Genomic DNA, 21006 nt, shown 5'->3' with positions numbered 1-21006 from the left:
GCATCCTCTTGGGCCATTGTAGAACGCGCTCTTACAATTCACGCGGCATCCACCCGGAAGGGGTGCCCCAGATAGAACGCAAACGCGCAGCGCTACGACGACACGCTCGCGGCTCAGATGGGGGCGGTGCTTCCATCCTCAAGGAGTGCGATGACCTCGTCGGTACATCTGATCCTGGGCGGTGCGCGCTCGGGCAAGAGCCGTCATGCGGAGCTGCTGGCAGCGCAGTGCGAGCGCGACGGCGCGCAGGTGGTGTATGTGGCAACGGCGTGGCCCGGCGACGACGAGATGCGCGAGCGTATCGCCCATCACCGTCGCACGCGCCCCGCGCGCTGGCAGACGGTAGAGTTGCCACCGGAGAGCGCCGCACTGGCCCGTGTGGTGGCGGAGCAATCGGGTCGAGGGCGCTGCGTGCTGGTGGACTGTTTGACGCTGTGGCTGAGCCAGCTGCTGTGCCCTCCGCCCGGCCTGCCGTCGCATGCGGCGGCGCCCGCCGTGCAAGCCTTGCTCGACGCCTTGCGCGGCGTGCAGGGCCAGGTGCTGCTGGTGTCCAACGAAATCGGCTGGGGCGTGACACCGATGGGGCCGCAAGCACGCGAGGTGGTCGACAGCCTCGGCCGTTTGCACCAGGACATCGCCGCCATCGCGAGCCACGTGACCCTGATGGTCGCGGGCCTCGCGATGCCGATCAAGCCGGCGCCGTGGGCGGCCGGCCCGAGCCACTGAACAACGAGAGAACATGACGGACCACTTTGCCTCTTCCCGTTTTGTCTTGCCCGCCATCGCCGCCGTCGCCGACGACGCACTGGCGGCGCGCCTGCAGCATCTGCTCGACTGCAAAACAAAACCTTTGGGCTCGCTCGGCCGACTGGAGCGCCTGGCGGTCCAGATCGGGCTGATACAAGGCCGGGCAGCGCCGCAACTGGTGCAGCCGCAGCTGCTGGTGTTCGCTGGCGACCACGGGCTGGCCGAGCAAGGGGTGTCGGCCTATCCGAGCGATGTCACGTGGCAGATGGTCGAGAACTTTCTCGCCGGCGGCGCCGCCGTCAGCGTGCTCGCCCGGCAGCACGATTTGGCCCTGACGGTGGTGGATGCCGGCGTGCGCCATACCTTCGAGCCGCGGCCCGGTTTGCAGCTGCGCAAGATCGCTGCCGGGACCCAGGACGCGAGCAGCGGCCCGGCGATGAGCGTCGCGCAATGCGAGGCTGCGTTGGCGGCCGGCGGCGAGACGGTGCGTGAGCGGCCTGGCAATGCGGTGTTGCTGGGCGAGATGGGCATCGGCAACACCTCCAGTGCGTCGCTGCTGATGGCGCGACTGTGTGGGCTGCCGATCGAAGACTGTGTCGGCCGCGGCACCGGCCTGGACGACGCCGGCTTGGCGCACAAGCAGGCGGTGCTGCGGCGCGCGCTGCAAACGAACCAGGCGGCGCGGGCGCCGCTCGAGGTGCTCGCGGCGTTCGGCGGCTTCGAAATCGCGATGATGGTCGGCGCTGCGCTGCAGGCCGCCCACGAGCGCCGCCTGATCGTCGTCGACGGCTTCATCACGAGCGCGGCAATGCTGGTCGCATCGGTGCTGGCGCCGTCGGTGCTCGACTACTGCGTGTTCGCCCACCGTTCGGGCGAGCGAGGCCACGGCCTGCTGCTGCAGCACCTGCGGGCCGAGCCACTGCTCGACTTGCAGATGCGCTTGGGGGAAGGCTCGGGCGGAGCACTCGCGTGGCCGCTGATCGTTTCGAGCTTGCGCCTCCTCGACGAGATGGCGAGCTTCGAGTCGGCCGGTGTTTCGGAGCGGACGGCGGTGGTATGAGCGCCGCTCGGCCGCCCGGAGGCGCTCGCACCGCAGTGCGTAGCACGGAGGTTGCCGAATGAGCGCCGCTCGGCCGCCCGGAGGCGCTCGCACCGCAGTGCGTAGCACGGAGGTTGCCGAATGAGCGCCGCTCGGCCGCCCGGAGGCGCTCGCACCGCAGTGCGCAGCACGGAGGTTATCGAATGAGCGTCGCTCGGCCGCCCGGAGGCGCTCGCACCGCAGTGCATCGCGCGGAGGTTCTCCAGTGAGGGCCGCCGCACACGAACTGCGACTGGCGCTGATCGCCTGGCAGTTCCTGACCCGGGTGCCATTGCCCGGGCGATGGCTGCGCTGGATGGGCTACCGCGATGCCTGGCTGCACGCGAGCGCCCGCCACTTTCCACTGGTGGGTGCGCTGGTCGGCCTGTACGCCGCGGCGGTCTACGCCGTGGCGGCCCTGCTATGGCCGCCGACAGTTGCGGCGGGCTTGTCGATGGCGGCGACCCTGCTCATCACCGGGGCCTTCCACGAAGACGGCTGGGCCGATGTATGCGACGGCCTGGGCGGCGCGGTCAGCCGCGAGCGGGCGCTCGAGATCATGAAGGACTCGCGCATCGGCGCCTATGGCGCGATCGGGCTGGTGATGATGCTGGGCTTGAAGTGGGCGACCCTGGCCGCGCTGCCGTGGCCCGTGGCGGCCGGGGCCTTGTTGCTGGCCCACAGCGCTTCTCGCACCGCCGCCGTCAGCCTGATCCGCTGGATGGCCTACGCGGGCGACCTGGCACAGGCCAAGGCCAAGCCGCTGGCCCGCCAGGTCTCGATGCGCGGCTGGGGCGTGGCGCTGGCGTGGACGGCCGCGGCCGCCGGCGCGAGCAGCAGCTGGCTGCCGCTGCCGGTGGTGTTGGCCGCCGTCGGCGCCGGTGGCCTCGTCACGCTCTGCTGGGCCCTCTGGCTGCAGCGCCGCCTCGGCGGCTACACGGGCGATTGCCTGGGCGCGGCACAGCAACTGTGCGAACTCGCGGTCTACCTGGTGTGCGCGGCGACGTGGCGATGGAGTGCGTGATCTGGCGCCATCCCCGCCCGCGGGGCGCGGCGGGACGGTGCATCGGCTCCACCGACCTGCCGGTCGACCCGCGCAAGGCGAAGCGGCTGGCGCACCGGGTGCGAGCGGCCGCACGTCGGCACGGTTGGGCGCGTCGCATCTGGACCTCCCGCTTGCAGCGGGCGGCGGCGGTGGGCGCCTGGTTGCGCCGTTGGGGGTGGCAGCACTGCCGTGACGCGCGCCTGGCCGAACTCGATTTCGCGGCCTGGGACGGCCGCTCGTGGTCCGGCATCGGTGCTGACGAGGTGCAGGCCTGGTGCGACCGCTTCGCGGACCACACGCCGGGCGGCGGCGAGTCGCTGCGGCAGTTGTTCGGGCGTTGCGAGGCCTTTCTGCGCGAGCACGGCGACGCGACGCCGCTACTGATCGTCGGCCACGCGGGCTGGATCAACACGCTCGCCTTCATGTCGGCCGGACGGCCGGTGCCCGAGCGCGCGTCGGACTGGCCGGCACCGCCGGGCTACGGCGCCTTGCGGCGGTTCAGGTGGGCGGCAGCGTCTTCGGGGTGAAGTCGCAATAGCGCGCCACGTGGCACTTCCAGCACAAGGGCTTGCGGGCCACGCAGACGTAGCGGCCGTGCAGGATCAGCCAATGGTGGGCGTCCACCAGGTAGGCCGGTGGCACGCGGCGCAGCAGCGCCAGCTCCACCTGCAGCGGGTTCTTGCCCGGTGCCAGGCCGGTGCGGTTGCTGACCCGGAAGATGTGGGTGTCGACCGCCATGGTCGGCTCGCCAAAAGCAACGTTGAGCACGACATTGGCGGTCTTGCGGCCGACCCCGGGCAGCGCCTCGAGCGCCTCGCGCGTACGCGGGACCTGGCCGCCGTGTTGTTCCAACAGAATGCGGCAGGTTTCGAGCAGGTGCTTGGCCTTGCTGCGGTACAGGCCGATGGTCTTGATGTACTCGCACAGCCGGTCATGCCCCAAGGCGAGGATCTTCTGCGGCGTGTTGGCGACCGGGAACAACCGGCGCGTCGCCTTGTTGACACCCACATCGGTGGCCTGCGCCGACAGCAGCACAGCGGTCAGCAATTCGAACACGCTGGTGTATTCCAGCTCGGTGTTCGGTTCCGGGTTGGCCGCTTTCAGTGTGGCGAAGAAGGGCTCGATGTCGGATGCGCGCATGGCGGCGCAGTGTAGCGGCACTGCCGCCGGCTCAGCCGCTGCCGCTGCGGCGTTCGCGGGCGCGCTGCAAGGCGGCCTCGATCAGCGCGCGCTTGCGGTCGATCTGCTGCGGGTCGGTGAGTCGGGTCTCGGCTTCGAGATGCTCGAGCTTGTGTTGCGCCTTGGCGGCCAGCCGGGCCTCGTTCTCGAGCTTCTCGCGGGCGATCCGCTCGCCCCGGAACGCGTAGCGCTCCCGCGCTTGAGAAGCGAGAAGCGGGCTCCAGGCCTGCCAGCCAGTGCGCCCGGGGGTCACCGACACCAGCGAAATGCAATCGACCGGGCAGGCCGGCACACACAACTCGCATCCGGTGCACTGGCTCGCCACCACGCTGTGCATCTGCTTGGGCGCGCCGACGATGCAGTCGACCGGGCAGGCCTTGATGCACAGCGTGCAGCCGATACACCAGTCTTCATCGATGACCGCCAACTGTCGCTCCCCCTCGGCACCCCGCGCGGGGTCGAGCGGCAGCGGGGCCCGCCCGGTGAGTTCGGCCAGTCGGCTCACGCCTTCCGCGCCGCCCGGCGGGCACTGGTTGATGTCCGCGTCGCCGGCAGCCATGGCCTCGGCATAGGCGCGGCAATCGGGGTAGCCGCAGCGCGTGCACTGCGTTTGCGGCAGCACGGCGTCGAGGGCTTCGGCGGTGACGATGGGTGGGAGCATGGAACAGCAGGGCAGGCGGGTAAAACCGCCCCAGGTGAGCAAAGGCTGCCGGCACCCGACCGGCAACCTCGGCTGGGACCGGCTCAGGTCGTCGCCAGGGCGCGGGCGTCGGCGGTGGCGGTTTCGTGCTGGGCGATGAACCGGGACACCATCGGATAGACCTTCTCGCGCCAGCGCTTGCCCGAGAAGATGCCGTAGTGACCGGCGCCTTCGACAGTGTAGTGCGGCTGCTCGCCCTTTGGGATGCCCGTGCACAGCTCGTGCGCGACCCGGGTCTGCCCGGCGCCCGAGATGTCGTCGAGTTCACCCTCGATGGTCAGCAAGGCGGTGGTCTTGATGTCTTGCGGACGCACCAGCTCGCCGCGCACCTTCCAGGTGCCGTTGACAAGCGCGAAGTCCTGGAACACCGTCTTGATGGTGTCGAGGTAGTACTCGGCCGGCATGTCCAGCACCGCGTTGTACTCGTCGTAGAAGCGCCGGTGCGCCTCCACGCTCTCGTCGTCACCGCGCACCAGGTCGAGGAAGTAGTCGTAGTGCGAGCTGAGGTGGCGGTCCGGGTTCATCGCAACGAAACCGGTGTGCTGCAAGAAGCCGGGGTAGACACGGCGGCCCGCGCCGGGGTAGTTCGGCGGCACACGGTAGATGACGTTGTTCTCGAACCACTCGTAGCTCTTGTTCATCGCCAGGTTGTTCACCGCCGTGGGGCTCTTGCGCGCGTCGATCGGCCCGCCCATCATCGTCATCGTCCGCGGCGTTTGCTCGCCACGGCTGGCCATCAGCGAGATCGCCGCAAATACCGGGACGGTGGGCTGGCACACCGAGATGACATGCACGTGCGGCCCGATGTGGCGGATGAAGTCCTGCACGTATTCGACATAGTCGTCGAGGTGGAAGGGGCCGGCGTCGAGCGGGACCATGCGGGCGTCGACCCAGTCGGTCACGTAGACCTTGTGGTCGCGCAGCAGTGCCTTCACGGTGTCGCGCAGCAGGGTGGCGTGGTGGCCCGACAGCGGCGCCACCACCAGCACGGTGGGTTGCGACTTCATCCGGGTCAACAGCCCGGCGTCGTCGGTGAAGCGCTTGAAACGGCGCAGCTGGCAGAACGGCTTGTCGACCGCCACCTGCTCTTGCACCGCGATGTCGAGGTCGCCGACCTTCACCGTGGTGATGCCGAACTGAGGCTTTTCATACTCCTTCGACAACCGGTGCATGAGATCGAAACCGGCAGCCACCCGGTCAGCACCCGGGGTGTGCGTGAACGGCGACAGGGGATGGCTGTAAAGCTTGGACGACGCGCTTGCGAACTCCGCGAAGGGGCTGAGCAAGGCGCGTTGGGTTTCATACAGTTGGTACAGCATCGGGGCCCTTTCTGTTCATTCGAACGCCACCGGAAATCGGGGCTACGCGGCGTGTGGTGCAAGTACCATGCGCGATCACGTCCGCATGCTGCGCTGCACCATTCTAAGTTCGGTAATCAGATGTGTGCGGAGCGTGGGCCCGGAGGAAACCCCTAAGATCGGCGGAAAACCTTGCAGATCTGGGCATATTGCCCAAAAAAACAGGGGCCGAAGCCCCTGTTTTTTGTCACACAGCTGACGACATCAGCAGACTTTTGCGATGCAGGCGGTGACGTAGTCGATGTTCTTGCTGTTCAGTGCTGCCACGCAGATGCGGCCGGAGTCGACGCCATAAACGCCGAATTCGCTGCGCAAACGTTGCATCTGTTCTTTGGACAGACCTGAATAACTGAACATGCCCTTCTGCGTGGTCACGAAGCTCATGTCCTGCTTGACGCCGGCGCTGCGCAGCTTCTCGACCAACTGGCCGCGCATCTGCTTGATGCGCACGCGCATCTCGGCCAGCTCCTGCTCCCACAGCTGGCGCAGTTCCGGGGTCGTCAGCACCGTCGCGACCACCTGGGCGCCATGGGTCGGCGGGTTGGAATAGTTGGTGCGGATCACGCGCTTGAGCTGGCTCAGCACGCGGTCGGCGTCGTCCTTGCTTTGCGCCACCACACTCAGCGCGCCGACCCGCTCGCCATAGAGCGAGAAGCTCTTGGAGAACGAGGTCGAGACGAAAAAGTCGAGCCCGGAGGCAAGGAACAGGCCGATCACCGCGCCGTCTTCGGCGATGCCCTCGCCGAAGCCCTGGTAGGCCATGTCGAGGAAGGGCACCAGCGATCGGGCTTTCAGCAACTCGACCACCTGCTTCCACTGCTCGGCGCTCAGGTCGTAGCCGGTCGGGTTGTGGCAGCACGCGTGCAGCACCACCACCGTGCCGGCGGCGGCCGCATTGAGCGACGTCAGCAGGCCGTCGAAGTTGATGCCGCGCTTGGCCGCGTCGTAGTAGGCGTAGGTGCCGACCGTGAAACCGGCGCTCTCGAACAGCGCGCGGTGGTTTTCCCAGCTCGGGTCGCTGATCAACACCTGGGCGTTCGGGTTCAGCTTCTTCAGGAAGTCGGCGCCGATCTTGAGGCCGCCAGTGCCGCCGATGCCTTGCACGGTCGCGATGCGGCCGTCCTTGACGGCCGCGCTGTCGGCGCCGAACACCAGCGTCTGCACTGCACGGTCGTAGGCGGCGATGCCGTCGATCGGGAGGTAGCCGCGCGCCTTGGGCGCTTCGAGCATCTGCTTTTCGGCCGCCGCGACGCACTTCAACAGGGGCAGCTTGCCGTTGTCGTCGTAGTACACGCCCACACCGAGGTTCACTTTGTTGGGGTTCGGGTCGGCGTTGAACTGCTCGTTGAGCCCGAGGATCGGGTCACGGGGGGCCATTTCGACAGCGGCAAAGAGCGTTGCCATGAGGTCTTTCCTAATCAGTGAAGTGAGCAGGCGAGGGGCTTGGCCTAAGATCACCGCACCCCTGCGCCCGACGGCGAGGAACAACCTCCATTTTAGGCCGCTGCCCGTATCCCATGGCTGACACTCCGACCGAAGTTTCCGTGCTGGACGACAACAAGTTCGTGCACTTCCCCGGTTCGCCCTTCCAGCTTTACCAGCCGTACCCCCCGGCGGGCGACCAGCCGGTCGCCATCGACAAGCTGGTCGAAGGTGTGCAGGACGGCCTGAGCTACCAGACGCTGCTGGGCGTCACCGGGTCCGGCAAGACCTTCACGATGGCCAACGTCATCGCGCGGCTGGGCCGCCCGGCGATCGTGTTCGCGCCCAACAAGACCCTGGCTGCGCAGCTCTACAGCGAGTTCCGCGAGTTCTTCCCGCGCAACGCCGTCGAGTATTTCGTCAGCTACTACGACTACTACCAGCCGGAAGCCTACGTCCCGCAGCGCGACCTCTACATCGAGAAGGACAGCTCGATCAACGAACACATCGAGCAGATGCGGCTGTCGGCCACCAAGAGCCTGCTGGAGCGCCGCGACGTGGTGATCGTCGCCACGGTCTCCGCCATCTACGGCATCGGCAACCCGAGCGACTACCACCAGATGGTGATGACGATGCGGGTGGGCGACAAGGTGGGTCAGCGCGACGTGATCGCCCAGCTGATCCGCATGCAATACAAGCGCAACGAGATCGATTTCGCGCGCGGCACGTTCCGGGTGCGCGGCGACACGATCGACGTGTTCCCGGCCGAGCACTCCGAGCTGGCCATCCGCATCGAGCTGTTCGACGACGAGATCGAGTCGCTGCAGCTGTTCGACCCGCTCACCGGCCGCGTGCGGCAGAAGATCCCGCGCTTCACGGTCTATCCGAGCAGCCATTACGTCACGCCACGCGAGCGGGTGCTGTCGGCCATCGAAGGCATCAAGGAGGAGTTGCGTACCCGGCTCGACGAACTGGTCAAGGCCGGCAAGCTGGTCGAAGCGCAACGCCTCGAACAGCGCACCCGTTTCGACCTCGAGATGCTGCAGGAAATCGGCCATTGCAAGGGCATCGAGAACTACACCCGGCATGTGTCGGGCTCGAAGCCGGGCGAGCCGCCGTCGACATTGGTGGACTATCTGCCGCCCGACGCGCTGATGTTCCTCGACGAGAGCCATGTGTTGATCGGCCAGCTCGGCGGCATGTACAACGGCGACCGGGCCCGCAAGACGACGCTGGTGGAGTATGGCTTCAGGCTGCCGAGTGCCCTCGACAACCGGCCGCTGAAGTTCGAGGAGTTCGAACGCAAGATGCGGCAGGTGATGTTCGTCACGGCGACCCCGGCCGACTATGAAAAGCGTACCGCCGGCCAGGTGGTGGAGCAGGTGGTGCGGCCGACCGGCCTGGTTGACCCGGTGGTCGAGGTGCGGCCCGCGACGCACCAGGTCGACGACGTGCTGCAGGAGATCCGCGAGCGGGTCGAGGTCAACGAGCGGGTGCTGATCACCACGCTTACCAAGCGCATGGCCGAGCAGCTGACCGACTACCTGTCCGACAACGGCGTGAAGGTGCGCTACCTGCACTCGGACGTCGACACCGTCGAACGGGTCGAGATCCTGCGCGACCTGCGCCTGGGCACCTTCGATGTGCTGGTGGGCATCAACCTGCTGCGCGAGGGGCTGGACATCCCGGAGGTGTCGCTGGTGGCCATCCTCGATGCCGACAAGGAAGGTTTCCTGCGCGCCGAACGCTCGTTGATCCAGACCATCGGGCGCGCCGCGCGCAACGTCAACGGCAAAGCCATCCTGTACGCCGACAAAATGACCGACTCGATGCGGCGCGCCATTGGCGAGACCGAGCGCCGACGTGCCAAGCAGCTCGAGCACAACCAGGCGCAGGGCATCACACCGCGCACGGTCACCAAACACGTCAAGGAATTGATCGACGGCGTGTTCTCCGCGCAGGAATCCCGCCAGGGCCTGAAGGCGGCGGAAGAAGCGGCCAAGGTCGAGGCCTTGTCGGAGAAAGACCTGGGCAAGCGCATCAAGCAGCTCGAGAAGCAGATGCTCGAACACGCCCGCAACCTGGAGTTCGAGAAGGCGGCGCGGGTGCGCGACCAATTGGCTCTGCTGAAGGAGCAGGCCTTCGGCGCCGCCGGCGACGACAAGATCGTTCCGATCGGTTGACGCTGGTGGCGGTCGGCAGCGCTGGTTGGGCAGCCTGTGCTGCGCGGTGCGGTGCGAGCCCTTTCAGGCGGTGCGGCCGGCCTCAGGCCGGTTCGGCCACGGCACTGCCGCGCATCGCGGCGTCCGAGAGCGGGCGCACCTGGTAGTGGATCACGGCAGCGGCGGCGCCCACGGCGTGGGCGAGACGGCCGAAGCGGGCCTGCCGGACCGTCGGCGGCTGCAGGCCGGCTTCCTGCGCATAACGCTCGAGCCGTTCGCGCGCCGGGCCGAGCAAGCTGTCCCCCAGTTCGCAGGTCGGCCCACCCAGCACAATGACCGCCGGATCGAAGGCGGCCCACAGGTTCTGCATCAACAGCCCCAGGTGCTGGCCGGCGCGGTCCAGCGCGGCACGCAAGGCGGGGTCGCGGTGGGCCCGATCGGCGTCGAAGGCGGCCGGCGGCAGACTTTGTAGCAGCGCCGAAGGATCGCGCGTGCGCGGCAGCTGGTCGGTGCCGAGCACGGCCTGCGTCACGGCCGCGAGCCCGATGAAGGCCTCGGCGCAGCCGCGCCGGCCGCAACTGCACAACGGGCCCGCGGCGTCCAGCACCGTGTGGCCCACTTCGCCGGCGAAGCCACCCCAGCCGGTGAGCAATCGGTCGTTCACGACGATGCCCGCACCCACGCCTGTCCCGAGGCCGAGGAACACCAGCGGTTCCAACACCTGGGGGTCGCCGAACTCGAACTCGCCCAGCGCGGCCACGTCGGCGTCGTTCTGCAGGTAGAGGGGCAGGCCGGCCGCAGGGCCCGCCGCGAGCGCCGCGCGCAACAGGTCGCGCAACGCAACGTCCTTCCAGCCGATGTTGGGGGCAAAACGCAGCACCCCGGTGCGTTCGTCGACGGCGCCCGGCACACCGATGCCGATCCCCACCGTGGTGCGTTGGCGCAATGCCTCGCTGGCCAGGCGCGCCTCGATCAAGGTCGCTACCTCGCGACAGACCTGCTCGGGGGCCGTGGTGTCGAGCCGCGCGGTGTGCTCCGTCAGGACCTTGCCGACCAGGTTGGTCGCCACCACCGTCGCCGAACCGAGGCCGATGTCGACGCCGATGAAGGCCAGCCGGTGCTCGTCGAGCGTCAGCGGTGTGGGCGGACGCCCGGTGCTGCGCGCCTGCAGGCCGGGCGACTCGATTTCAAGCTCGACCAGCCAGCCTTCGTCGATCAGTTCCTGCGTGAGCAAGCTGATGGTCGATTTCGTCAGACCTGTCGCATTCGCCAGGTCTGCGCGTGAGCTGCCCGGCGCCTGCCGCACCCGACGCACCACGGCCATACGGTTGAGCCGCTTCAAGAGCCGATGGTCGCCGGTGATGGACATGGTGCAGTGAGGCCTCGAAAGGCGGGGATTATGCCGGCGCACCAAATGGCCGACTGCCACTTCGGAGACGCGGGTGATCGGGCGGCGGGGCTTGGAGCGCCTGCATTGGGGCGGCGGCGAGACGCAGACGGTGCGCAATGCGCGCCGCGAAGACCGCGCTGGCCCGGCGCGGGCGCGAGCAACAGGGAGAGTCGGCGGCAACTTCTGCCGCTCCCCTGTGTCGGTGCGGCCCACAAGGCCCTAGACTCCCGGAATGCCGCCTCTTGCCTTGCAGCCTTTCGCCCGCATTTTGTTCATTTGCATGGGCAACATCTGCAGGTCGCCGAGCGCCGAAGGCGTTTTTCGGGGGCTTGCGGAGCGTGCAGGTCTGGCATCGCGCTTGCTGATCGACTCTGCGGGTACCCACCACTACCACATCGGAGAACCGCCCGATCCCCGTGCCCAGGATCACGCCCGGCGCCGGGGCTACGAGTTGTGCGACTTGCGTGCCCGGCAAGTCGTTCCCGAAGACTTTGCACGTTTCGATCTCCTGCTCGCGATGGACCGGGAAAACCTGGCGGCTTTGCAGGCCCTCTGTCCGCCGGCGTATCGCCACAAGCTGCGCCGTCTGATGGAGTTCGCCCGCCATCACACCCTGGAGATCGTCCCAGACCCCTATTACGGCCCGCCGGCAGGTTTTGAAGCCGTTCTCGATCACCTCGAGGACGCCTGCGCCGGCCTGTTGGAGCACCTGGTCAAGCAGGGGCTCCAGCAGCAGGAAGTCCACCGGGAAAACTTGACTAAAAAACTAGGCTTAAGGTAGAATTCGAGTAAATCAGTCGGGAAACAACCGAGGGTTTGCCCGGACCACAAGCTGTTTTGGGTTTAACACTTTCAGCAGAGCTAGCTGAACGCTTAAGGAGCTTGCCATGCGTCTCACCACCAAAGGTCGTTTTGCCGTCACTGCCATGATCGATCTCGCGTTGCGCGAGCATCAGGGTCCGGTGGCGCTGGCTGCGATCAGCCAGCGTCAGCAGATCTCGCTGTCGTATCTCGAACAACTGTTCGGCAAGCTGCGTCGTCACGAGCTGGTCGAAAGCACCCGGGGCCCGGGCGGCGGTTATTCGCTCGGGCGCAAGGCCGAGGAAATCACGGTGGCCGACATCATTGTCGCGGTCGACGAGCCGATCGATGCGACCGGCTGCGGCGGCAAAGAGAACTGCATGAGCGACCAGGGGCGCTGCATGACCCACGACCTGTGGGCCAGCCTGAACGCCAAGATGATCGAGTACCTCGATTCGATCACGCTGCGCAAGTTGGTCGAAGACCAGATCGCCCGCGGCATTTCGATCGAGGAGCAACCGGTCAAGCGGGCCATTTCCAGTCAGCCGGTGGTCAAGCCGATCAAGGTCAACGCGCCCAATTCCGTGTTCGCTCTGGGCAACGCGTTCTCGAAGTAAACGTTCTTCCTTTTTGTTCCTTTCCAGCCAGCCGGAGCCGGAGGGCTCCCGATGCAAGCATCATGGACATGACCCCGCATTTCCCGATCTACCTGGACTACGGCGCCACCACGCCCGTGGATCCGCGCGTCGTCGACGCGATGATCCCGTGGTTGCGCGAGCACTTTGGCAACCCGGCCTCGCGCAGCCATGCGTGGGGCTGGGAGGCCGAAGAGGCGGTCGAGAAGGCGCGCGGCCAGGTGGCAGATCTGATCGGCGCTGACCCGCGCGAGATCGTCTGGACGTCCGGGGCCACCGAGTCCAACAACCTCGCGCTGAAAGGTGCGGCGCACTTCTACAAGTCCAAGGGCAAGCACCTGGTGACGGTGAAGACCGAGCACAAGGCCGTGCTCGACACCTGCCGTGAGCTGGAGCGTCAGGGTTTCGAGGTCACCTACCTCGACGTGCAGGAGAACGGCCTGCTCGATCTGGACAAGTTCAAGGCGGCACTGCGTCCCGACACGATTCTCGCGTCGGTGATGTTCGTCAACAACGAGATCGGCGTGATCCAGGACATCCCGGCCCTGGGCGCCTTGTGCCGCGAGCGCGGCATCATCTTCCATGTCGACGCGGCGCAGGCGACCGGCAAGGTGCAGATCGACATGAGCAAGTTGCCGATCGACCTGATGAGCCTCGCATCACACAAGACCTACGGGCCCAAGGGCATCGGCGCGCTGTACGTGCGCCGCAAGCCCCGTGTGCGCCTGGAAGCGCAAATGCATGGCGGCGGGCACGAGCGCGGGATGCGCTCGGGCACCTTGCCGACGCATCAGATCGTCGGCATGGGCGAGGCCTTTCGCATCGCCAAGGAAGAGATGGCCAGCGAGGGTGAGCGCATCCGCGCGCTGCATCAGCGTCTGTTGAACGGCCTGAAAGACATCGAGCAGGTGTTCATCAATGGCGACATCGAGCGCCGGGTGCCGCACAACCTCAACATCTCGTTCAATTTCGTCGAGGGCGAGTCCTTGATCATGGGCGTCAAGGGCATTGCCGTCTCGTCGGGCTCGGCCTGCACGTCGGCGAGCCTCGAACCCAGCTATGTGCTGCGGGCGCTCGGCCGCAGCGACGAACTCGCGCACTCGTCCCTGCGCATGACCATCGGTCGTTTCACGACCACCGAGGAAATCGACTACGCGGTGTCGATCTTGAAGGACCGCGTGGCCAAGCTGCGCGAGTTGTCTCCCCTGTGGGAGATGTACAAGGACGGCGTGGATCTGAGCACGATCCAATGGACCGCGCACTGATCCGAGCAGTAGGAGATTGACATGGCTTATAGCGACAAGGTAATCGACCACTACGAGAACCCCCGCAATGTGGGTTCATTTGAAAAAGGCGACGACACGGTGGGCACCGGCATGGTCGGCGCGCCGGCGTGCGGCGACGTGATGAAGCTGCAGATCAAGGTCAACCCGAAAACCGGGGTGATCGAAGACGCACGCTTCAAGACCTACGGCTGTGGCTCGGCCATCGCCTCCAGCTCGCTGGTGACCGAATGGGTCAAGGGCAAGACGCTGGACGAGGCGGTGACGATCAAGAACACGCACATCGCCGAGGAACTGGCGCTGCCGCCGGTCAAGATCCATTGCTCGATCCTGGCCGAAGACGCGATCAAGGCCGCCGTCGAGGACTACAAGGCCAAAAAGACGCATTGAGATGGGTGGAGCGATGGCTGTGACATTGACCGAAGCCGCAGCGCGGCACGTGACGCGCTACCTCGCCAAACGCGGGCGGGGGGTTGGGGTGCGCCTGGGGGTCAAGACCACCGGCTGCTCCGGCATGGCCTACAAGCTCGAGTATGCCGACGACGTGGCCCCTGAAGACCATGTGTTCGAAGGACATGGCGTGAAGGTGCTGATCGATCCCAAGAGCCTGCCCTATCTCGAGGGTACCCAGCTGGATTTCGTTCGTGAAGGTTTGAACGAAGGTTTCCGTTTCAACAACCCGAACGAAAAAGACCGCTGCGGCTGCGGCGAGTCGTTCCGTATCTGATGCGGTCGAGTGTGTGCTCCGGTGCGCGGCGTCTCGGCTCGCCGCGCAGGCTCCGGTTCGAGCCGCGCTAGAACGGTCGTGCGAAGCGCGCCATGCCCCGGCGTAGATGGCGATTCCGATGAAGCTGGATGTCGATGATTTCGAGTTGTTTGCCATGCCACGGCAGTTCGGCCTGGCGCGCGACACGCTCGACAGCCGCTGGAAGTCGCTGCAGGGCGAGGTGCACCCGGACAAGTTCGCCGCGCAAGGTGCGGCGGCACAGCGTGTGGCGATGCAATGGGCGGTGCGTGTCAACGAAGCCTATCAGCGCCTGAAGGACCCGCTCAAGCGTGCCGCCTACCTCTGTGAGCTGAACGGCGTGCCGATCGACGCCGAGCGCAACACGGCGATGCCGCCGGCCTTTTTGGCCCAGCAGATGGCGTGGCGCGAGGCGCTCGAGGACGCGTCCGACACCGACGAGCTCGACCGGCTGGCCCAGGACGTTGCCGCGCGTCGACGCGACATGCTGGCCCGGCTGCAGCACCTGCTCGACGAGCAACAGGACCCGCACGCGGCGGCCGCTGAAGTTCGCGCGCTGATGTTCGTCGAACGTTTTGCCGAAGAAGTCGAACGGCGGCAGGAAGCCGCCGAGTCCTGAGCCAGCGGCGCGGCGCGCCCTGACACCGTCCCCGTCTGTCCCAACACCATGGCATTGCTACAGATCTCCGAGCCGGGCCAGTCGCCCGACCCCCACCAGCGCCGCATCGCGGTCGGCATCGACCTTGGCACCACACATTCGCTGGTGGCGGCCGTGCGCCATGGTTTGGCGGAGTGCCTGCCGGACGACCAGGGCAGGGCCATCCTGCCGTCGGCGGTGCGCTATCTCGGCGAGGGCCGGCGCCAGATCGGCTTCGACGCGCTGGCCGAACAGGCCAACGATCCCGAGAACACCGTCGTCTCGGTGAAGCGCTTCATGGGCCGTGCCCTGTCCGACATCGAAGGGCGCGACAAGCTGCCGTATCGGTTCGTGGACGCCCCGGGCATGCTGCAGATCGAGACCCGCGAAGGCGTCAAGTCGCCGGTGGAGGTCTCGGCCGAGATCCTCGCCACGCTGCGCTTTCGCGCGGAAGACACGTTCGACGACGAGTTGTTCGGCGCCGTCATCACGGTGCCCGCGTACTTTGATGAAGGCCAGCGGCAGGCGACCAAGGACGCGGCCAAACTCGCCGGCTTGAACGTGCTGCGGTTGATCAACGAGCCGACCGCCGCCGCCATCGCCTACGGGCTCGAGAACGGCTCCGAAGGCCTTTACGCCGTCTACGACCTCGGCGGCGGCACCTTCGACATCTCGCTGCTGCGCCTGACCAAAGGGGTGTTCGAGGTGGTGGCCACCGGCGGCGATTCGGCGCTCGGTGGCGACGATTTCGACCGCGCGCTGGCCGACTGGGCGCTGGCGCGCTGCGGCATGCAGGCGTCGAGCCCGCAGGACAAGCGCGCCGTGCTGGTGGCTGCACGCCGGGCCAAAGAAAGCCTGACCGACGCCGCGACCGCGCACCTGCAATGCAGCATCGGTGGTCGCGCGCTCGACGTGGAGGTCAGCCGCGAGCAGTTCGACACCCTGACGGCCCCGCTGGTGGCCCGCACACTGAGTGCCGTGCGCAAGGTGCTGCGCGATGCCAAGGTCGACAAGACCGAGGTGCAGGGTGTCGTGATGGTGGGCGGCTCGACCCGCATGCCGCGCATCCAGCAGGCCGTGGGCGAGTACTTCGGACAACAGCCGCTGACCAACCTGAACCCCGACGAGGTCGTGGCCCTAGGCGCTGCGTTGCAGGCCAACGCCCTCGCCGGCAACCGTGAAAACGGCGAGTTGCTGCTGCTCGACGTGATTCCGCTGTCGCTCGGTCTCGAGACCATGGGCGGACTGGTGGAGCGCATCATTCCCCGCAACAGCACCATCCCGACCGCGCGTGCGCAAGACTTCACCACCTTCAAGGATGGCCAGACGGCGATGGCCGTGCACGTGGTGCAGGGCGAGCGCGAGCTGGTCAGCGATTGCCGCTCGCTGGCACGCTTCGAATTGCGCGGCATCCCGCCGATGGCGGCCGGCGCGGCCCGCATCCGCGTCACCTTCCAGGTCGACGCCGATGGCCTGTTGAACGTGTCGGCACGCGAGGAAAGCTCCGGCGTCGAAGCGGCGGTCACCGTCAAGCCGAGCTACGGCCTGAGCGACGACGAGATTGCCCGCATGCTGCAAGAGGGCTTCAGCACCGCCGAAAGCGACATGAAGCTGCGCGCCTTGCGCGAAGCACGCGTGGAAGCCGAGCGCCTGCTGCTCGCCACCAAGGTGGCGCTGGAACGCGACGCCGACCTGCTGTCACCGCCCGAGCACCACCGCATCGACCAACTGCTCGAAGAACTCGCCGCGGTCATGCAGCAAGACGACCACACGGTGATCGAGGCAGCGATCGAACGCCTGGCCAAGGGCACCGAAGCGTTTGCGGCCGAACGCATGAACCGCAGCATCCGGCAGGCTTTGTCCGGCCGTAGCGTCGAAGAGGTCTGAACCGGCCCGTATCAGAGGCCCGAGTCCGCCATGCCCATCATCAAGATCCTGCCCCACCCCGAATACGCCCCGCAGGGCGCCGAGATCGAGGCGCCCATTGGTACCTCGATCTGCGAGGCCTTGCTCGACCACGACATCAAGATCGAGCACGCCTGCGAAATGAGCTGCGCCTGCACCACCTGCCATGTGGTGGTGCGAGAGGGCTACGACTCGCTCAACGAACCCGAAGAGGGCGAGGAGGACATGCTCGACCGCGCCTGGGGCCTCGAGCCGCAATCGCGTTTGTCGTGCCAAGCCATCCTGGCGCAGCGCAACGTGACGATCGAGATTCCCAAGTACTCGATCAACCACGCCAAAGAGAACCACTGAGCGCGCGGCAAGGACCGAGCGCTTCACGATAATCGTGGCATGACCCGACAGATCTTCCTCGACACCGAAACCACCGGCCTGAGCCCCGAGGCGGGCGACCGCATCATCGAGATCGGCTGTGTGGAGATGGTCAACCGGCGCCTGACCGGCCAGAACAAGCACTTCTACCTGAACCCTGAGCGGTCCAGCCATGAAGACGCGGTCAAGGTGCACGGCCTGACCGACGAGTTCCTCGCCGACAAGCCCTTGTTCAGCGCGGTGGCCGACGAACTGCTCGAGTACCTGGCCGGCGCCGAGATCATCATCCACAACGCCAGTTTCGACATCGGCTTCCTCGATGCCGAGCTGCGCCGCCTGGGCCGCCCCAAGTTCATCGAGCATGTCGGCTCGGTGACCGACAGCCTGTTGATGGCGCGCGAGATGTTCCCCGGCAAGTCCAACTCGCTGGACGCGTTGTGCAAGCGGCTGGAAGTCGACAACTCCAACCGCACGCTGCACGGCGCCTTGCTCGACGCGGGGCTGTTGGCCGAGGTCTACATCCAGATGACGCGCGGCCAGGAGTCGCTGGTCATCGAAGACGACGAGGGCGGCAGCGGCGACCTGGTGATCGAGCGTGTCGACCTGAGCCAGTTCCAGTTGCCGGTATTGCTCGCCACTGAAGCGGAGGTGGGTTCGCATGAATCGGTGTTGGCCGAGCTCGACAAATCTTCGAGCGGCAAAACACTCTGGCGGAATCTTGTGTCATAATCGCGGCTTCTCGATTGCAGCGCCCTTCACACCGAAGGTCGCAGTGGCCGAAGCCCGATCGACACCCGATTCGGGCGGTTAGCTCAGCGGTAGAGCACTGCCTTCACACGGCAGGGGTCGCAGGTTCGAACCCTGCACCGCCCACCAAAAAAGAAGAATGACGAAACCCTCCTTGCGAGGGTTTCGTCGTTTCTTGCGACCTCTTATCTCTTGCTCCGGCTTGCGCCGATCCGACCCCGCGCGCCCTGCCGGACCAGGTGCCGGGCGTCGGCCACCGACTCCCTAATTTGAACGGTCGCATCCTCCACAAAGGGGAGGGCGCTGCCCACGCCGAGCAGGTATGCTGCGCGCCAGCCTGCGCACAGCGGGCGACACACAACATCAAGCCAGAACGGTCGGAAGAGGGAATCTCGTGAATCGCAAAACGCGTTGGCTCGCGGGCTTGGCCGTGGGCGTCGTGGTGGTCGCGCTCGCAGCGGCGGCGCTCACCCGGGGCCGGTTCGCCGGCCGCTACAACGCGCTCGACGTCGACCTCGGCCAACCCGACCTGCTGGTGCGCTCGGCCCGGCTGGGCGCGTTGTCGAAGGACCTGGTGGCCGCGCCGCTGCTGCGCGACGTCCTCACCGAGGACTTCGTGCACTACTACGAAGACCACCCGACCCGGCTGTCGTTGCTCGGCACCCTCAAACGGCTGGCCTATGACCACCAACTCAGCTGGAGCGATCGTTTGATCGCTGCCGTGCTCGACGCGCCGGCCGAGCTTGCGCTGTGGCGGGACGGCAAAGGCCGGCCGAGTCATTTCGTGTTGCTGCTCGAGCACAACCTCGCCGCCGAGGCCGTGCTGCAACTGGCCAAGGTCGGCTTGCCCGACAAGCAGTTGAGTGTGGCCGGCGAACTCGGCTCCGGCTTCGGGGCCAAGAGCACGGTCTACGCCGTCAAGCTCAACGCACGCACCACCTGGCTGTTCGTCTCGCAAGGCGGGCGCACGCTGGTGGCCTCCGATCCCGGGTTGTTGCTCGAGGCGGACGGCGGGCTGTCGCGGCGCGCCGCCGGGGTGTTGGCCGACGCGATCGCCACCGAGCCGGGCGCCGTCTCGCCGTTCGCGCGCGACTTCGATCTCGGCGCGCGCGGTGACGTGGCACAGCAGATCGCGGCGAAGACTTCCTTCCTGTCCTTCGGCTACCAGCACTTCTTCCCCGATCTGAAAGCTGTGCGCCTCGACCTCGATGCCCGCGGCCAGTGGTCGCTCGCCGCGCAGGCCACGGGTGCGGCGCTCGAGCAGTGGGGTCGTGGTGCGGCACAACTGTGGCGTACGCTGCCGAGGTCGAGTGCGCTGTGCGCCAGCCTCCCGATCGACGTGTCGCGCGCCGAGCCGATGCTCGAAATGCTCGGCGGCAAGGCGGGCAGCGCACTGGCGGCCGACCTGCTGCCGGTGGCCGGCTTGTGCTGGGGCCCGCAAGGCGGCTTGTTCGCGCCGATGCTGGCGCTGCGCTTGCGAGAAGGGGCGGAGACGCGCCACGACGAGACACTCGCACGCGTGCTGCAGCAGGCCACTGCGGACCCTGCCAAACAAGCCGCGGCCGACGAGGACGACGAGAACAAGCGCGCGGCGGCAGACAGCGAATCCGCCAGCGCCGTGCGCACCCAAACCTTGAAGCAGCCCAACGGCGCACGCCTGTGGACGCGCCGCGTGGCGCATGAACACGGCGCCGTCTCGCAAGGTGGGCAACGGGCCAACGTCGTCGCGGTCGCGCGCCTGGGCTCCTTGCTGGTCGCGTCGACCGACCTGCGCGCGGTCGAGCACACGCTCGCGGTGGCCGCCAAGACCTACCCGGCCCTGTCCGACACGCCGGTCGATGGCGCCGTCCCGGTGCTGTTCGCCGACGGCGCCCGTCTGGCCGGTGTGCTCGAGACCGAGAGCTGGCGCACCCTGAAAGCGGCTGCAGCGCCCACCTTCAACCGCGTCGCGCGCGAGCTGCTGACACCCCGGCTGCAGGCCGTGGCGCGGCTCGGCACGCTGCAGGTCGGCCTGCCGATCGCCGTGCAACCCGCCGACCGAACCCAGTGGGTGCCCCTCGCCGTCCATCGCGAAGCCGCGGCGGCGCGTGCTGCGGGCCCTCAGCCAGCGGCGAAGGCGACGCCATGACGCTGGCCGATGGCTCGCGCCGCCGTGCGCTGCTCACGATGGCCGGCAGCTGCGCCACGGCGCTGCTGACGCGCCCGGCCTATGCCGCCAGCCGCTCCACGCTGCGCCCGCTCGATGCCGAGCAGTCGATGGCGTTCCGGCGCTGGTTCGTCGCACTGGTCGACAACCAGGTGTCGCGCCCATCGCCGCGCTGGGTGCACCGCGATTGCGCGGGACTGGTCCGTTTCGCGGTGGCCGAGGCCATGCGCCCGCACACGTCCACCTGGCTGCAGGCCATGGGCTGGAACCGGCAGCGTCCCCGACCGCCCGAGTTGAACCTGGCCGACGACCAACGCGGCTGGGCGCGAGCCTGGCAACTGCCCGAGGGCGACGCTGGGGCGTATGCCCCGGCGATCGCCATCGTGCAGCACAACACCCGCCATGTCGGTCGCCAGCGCACCACCGCGCTCCCGGGCGACCTGTTGTTCTTCGACCAGGGCGACGACCAGCACCTGATGGTGTGGACCGGCCGGCACATCGCCTACCACACCGGCGCCGAACCGCAGCCCGGCGACAACGGCCTGCGCCGGCTGCGCTGGGAGCAGTTGTTGGCGATGCCCGATACACGCTGGCGTCCGCTCGAGCACAACCGCAATTTCGCGGGATTGTTCCGCTTCGGTTTTCTGTCGCACTGAG

21 protein-coding genes and 1 tRNA gene are annotated in these 21006 nt (G+C 67.2%); 17 read left to right on the top strand and 5 right to left on the bottom strand.

What is annotated here, in order from left to right:
• The first annotated feature begins 150 nt into the window (after positions 1-150).
• From cobU to AAW51_RS16175, 4 genes are all read left to right on the top strand, one after another.
• Positions 151-726, top strand: coding sequence for a bifunctional adenosylcobinamide kinase/adenosylcobinamide-phosphate guanylyltransferase (cobU, locus tag AAW51_RS16190; protein ID WP_053013644.1), 576 nt, complete (start codon positions 151-153; stop codon positions 724-726).
• Positions 727-739: 13 nt separating this feature from the next.
• On the top strand, positions 740-1807 hold the full coding sequence (gene cobT / locus AAW51_RS16185) for a nicotinate-nucleotide--dimethylbenzimidazole phosphoribosyltransferase (protein ID WP_047195423.1): 1068 nt from the start codon (positions 740-742) through the stop codon (positions 1805-1807).
• A 244-nt stretch (positions 1808-2051) separates the two neighbouring features.
• Positions 2052-2849, top strand: a complete 798-nt coding sequence (locus AAW51_RS16180) for an adenosylcobinamide-GDP ribazoletransferase (protein WP_047195422.1) — start codon at positions 2052-2054, stop codon at positions 2847-2849.
• Positions 2837-3397 carry a histidine phosphatase family protein gene (locus tag AAW51_RS16175; RefSeq protein ID WP_047197915.1) on the top strand — a complete coding sequence of 187 codons (561 nt, stop codon included), beginning with the start codon at positions 2837-2839 and terminating at the stop codon, positions 3395-3397. Before AAW51_RS16180 ends, AAW51_RS16175 begins: the two co-directional genes overlap by 13 nt.
• On the opposite strand, the gene nth is transcribed toward AAW51_RS16175, so the two are convergent.
• From nth to AAW51_RS16155, 4 genes are all read right to left on the bottom strand, one after another.
• Positions 3369-4010: an endonuclease III gene (nth, locus tag AAW51_RS16170; RefSeq protein ID WP_047195421.1), complete on the bottom strand. Its 642-nt coding sequence runs from the start codon at positions 4008-4010 to the stop codon at positions 3369-3371. The genes AAW51_RS16175 and nth overlap by 29 nt on opposite strands.
• A 31-nt stretch (positions 4011-4041) precedes the next feature.
• Positions 4042-4710, bottom strand: coding sequence for an electron transport complex subunit RsxB (rsxB, locus tag AAW51_RS16165; RefSeq protein ID WP_047195420.1), 669 nt, complete (start codon positions 4708-4710; stop codon positions 4042-4044).
• Positions 4711-4793: 83 nt separating this feature from the next.
• Positions 4794-6068: a polyhydroxyalkanoate depolymerase gene (locus tag AAW51_RS16160; RefSeq protein ID WP_047195419.1), complete on the bottom strand. Its 1275-nt coding sequence runs from the start codon at positions 6066-6068 to the stop codon at positions 4794-4796.
• A 243-nt stretch (positions 6069-6311) separates the two neighbouring features.
• Positions 6312-7511 carry an amino acid aminotransferase gene (locus tag AAW51_RS16155; RefSeq protein WP_047195418.1) on the bottom strand — a complete coding sequence of 400 codons (1200 nt, stop codon included), beginning with the start codon at positions 7509-7511 and terminating at the stop codon, positions 6312-6314.
• Positions 7512-7624: 113 nt separating this feature from the next.
• Here AAW51_RS16155 and uvrB point away from each other — a divergent pair, with 113 nt between their 5' ends.
• The gene (gene uvrB / locus AAW51_RS16150; protein ID WP_047195417.1) at positions 7625-9712 is read left to right on the top strand and encodes an excinuclease ABC subunit UvrB; all 2088 of its coding nucleotides are present in this window, start codon (positions 7625-7627) and stop codon (positions 9710-9712) included.
• Between the two features lie 82 nt (positions 9713-9794).
• Here the strand turns inward: uvrB and AAW51_RS16145 are convergent, their stop codons facing one another.
• Entirely contained in the window at positions 9795-11060 is a 1266-nt protein-coding gene (locus AAW51_RS16145) for an ROK family protein (RefSeq protein WP_047195416.1), read from the bottom strand.
• A 253-nt stretch (positions 11061-11313) separates the two neighbouring features.
• On the opposite strand from AAW51_RS16145, the gene AAW51_RS16140 reads away from it, so the two are divergent.
• The 12 genes from AAW51_RS16140 to AAW51_RS16085 all read left to right on the top strand — a co-directional run bounded on the left by AAW51_RS16140 (position 11314) and on the right by AAW51_RS16085 (position 21005).
• Entirely contained in the window at positions 11314-11862 is a 549-nt protein-coding gene (locus AAW51_RS16140; protein WP_047195415.1) for a low molecular weight protein-tyrosine-phosphatase, read from the top strand.
• Positions 11863-11968: 106 nt separating this feature from the next.
• The gene (gene iscR / locus AAW51_RS16135; RefSeq protein WP_047195414.1) at positions 11969-12499 is read left to right on the top strand and encodes a Fe-S cluster assembly transcriptional regulator IscR; all 531 of its coding nucleotides are present in this window, start codon (positions 11969-11971) and stop codon (positions 12497-12499) included.
• Between the two features lie 62 nt (positions 12500-12561).
• Positions 12562-13782, top strand: a complete 1221-nt coding sequence (locus tag AAW51_RS16130) for an IscS subfamily cysteine desulfurase (protein ID WP_047195413.1) — start codon at positions 12562-12564, stop codon at positions 13780-13782.
• A 21-nt stretch (positions 13783-13803) separates the two neighbouring features.
• Positions 13804-14190, top strand: coding sequence for a Fe-S cluster assembly scaffold IscU (gene iscU, locus AAW51_RS16125; protein WP_047195412.1), 387 nt, complete (start codon positions 13804-13806; stop codon positions 14188-14190).
• Between the two features lie 13 nt (positions 14191-14203).
• Complete coding sequence (gene iscA / locus AAW51_RS16120) at positions 14204-14527, top strand: iron-sulfur cluster assembly protein IscA (RefSeq protein WP_047195411.1); 324 nt, start codon at positions 14204-14206, stop codon at positions 14525-14527.
• A 118-nt stretch (positions 14528-14645) separates the two neighbouring features.
• Positions 14646-15164 (top strand): Fe-S protein assembly co-chaperone HscB, encoded by a 519-nt coding sequence (hscB, locus tag AAW51_RS16115; protein ID WP_047195410.1) that lies wholly within the window; start codon positions 14646-14648, stop codon positions 15162-15164.
• A gap of 48 nt (positions 15165-15212) precedes the next feature.
• The gene (gene hscA / locus AAW51_RS16110) at positions 15213-17069 is read left to right on the top strand and encodes a Fe-S protein assembly chaperone HscA (protein ID WP_047195409.1); all 1857 of its coding nucleotides are present in this window, start codon (positions 15213-15215) and stop codon (positions 17067-17069) included.
• A gap of 30 nt (positions 17070-17099) precedes the next feature.
• Positions 17100-17438 carry an ISC system 2Fe-2S type ferredoxin gene (gene fdx, locus AAW51_RS16105; RefSeq protein WP_047195408.1) on the top strand — a complete coding sequence of 113 codons (339 nt, stop codon included), beginning with the start codon at positions 17100-17102 and terminating at the stop codon, positions 17436-17438.
• Between the two features lie 39 nt (positions 17439-17477).
• Positions 17478-18185, top strand: coding sequence for a DNA polymerase III subunit epsilon (dnaQ, locus tag AAW51_RS16100; protein WP_047195407.1), 708 nt, complete (start codon positions 17478-17480; stop codon positions 18183-18185).
• A 72-nt stretch (positions 18186-18257) separates the two neighbouring features.
• Positions 18258-18332 (top strand) — tRNA-Val (locus AAW51_RS16095).
• Between the two features lie 265 nt (positions 18333-18597).
• Entirely contained in the window at positions 18598-20331 is a 1734-nt protein-coding gene (locus AAW51_RS16090) for a DUF2138 family protein (RefSeq protein WP_047195406.1), read from the top strand.
• Entirely contained in the window at positions 20328-21005 is a 678-nt protein-coding gene (locus AAW51_RS16085) for a DUF1175 family protein (RefSeq protein ID WP_047195405.1), read from the top strand. Before AAW51_RS16090 ends, AAW51_RS16085 begins: the two co-directional genes overlap by 4 nt.
• Position 21006 lies beyond the last annotated feature (1 nt).

Source organism: Caldimonas brevitalea (assembly GCF_001017435.1).
Classification (GTDB): domain Bacteria; phylum Pseudomonadota; class Gammaproteobacteria; order Burkholderiales; family Burkholderiaceae_C; genus Caldimonas; species Caldimonas brevitalea.
Note: the sequence above shows the minus strand (reverse complement) of the source record. Positions and strands in the feature narration are given on the sequence as shown.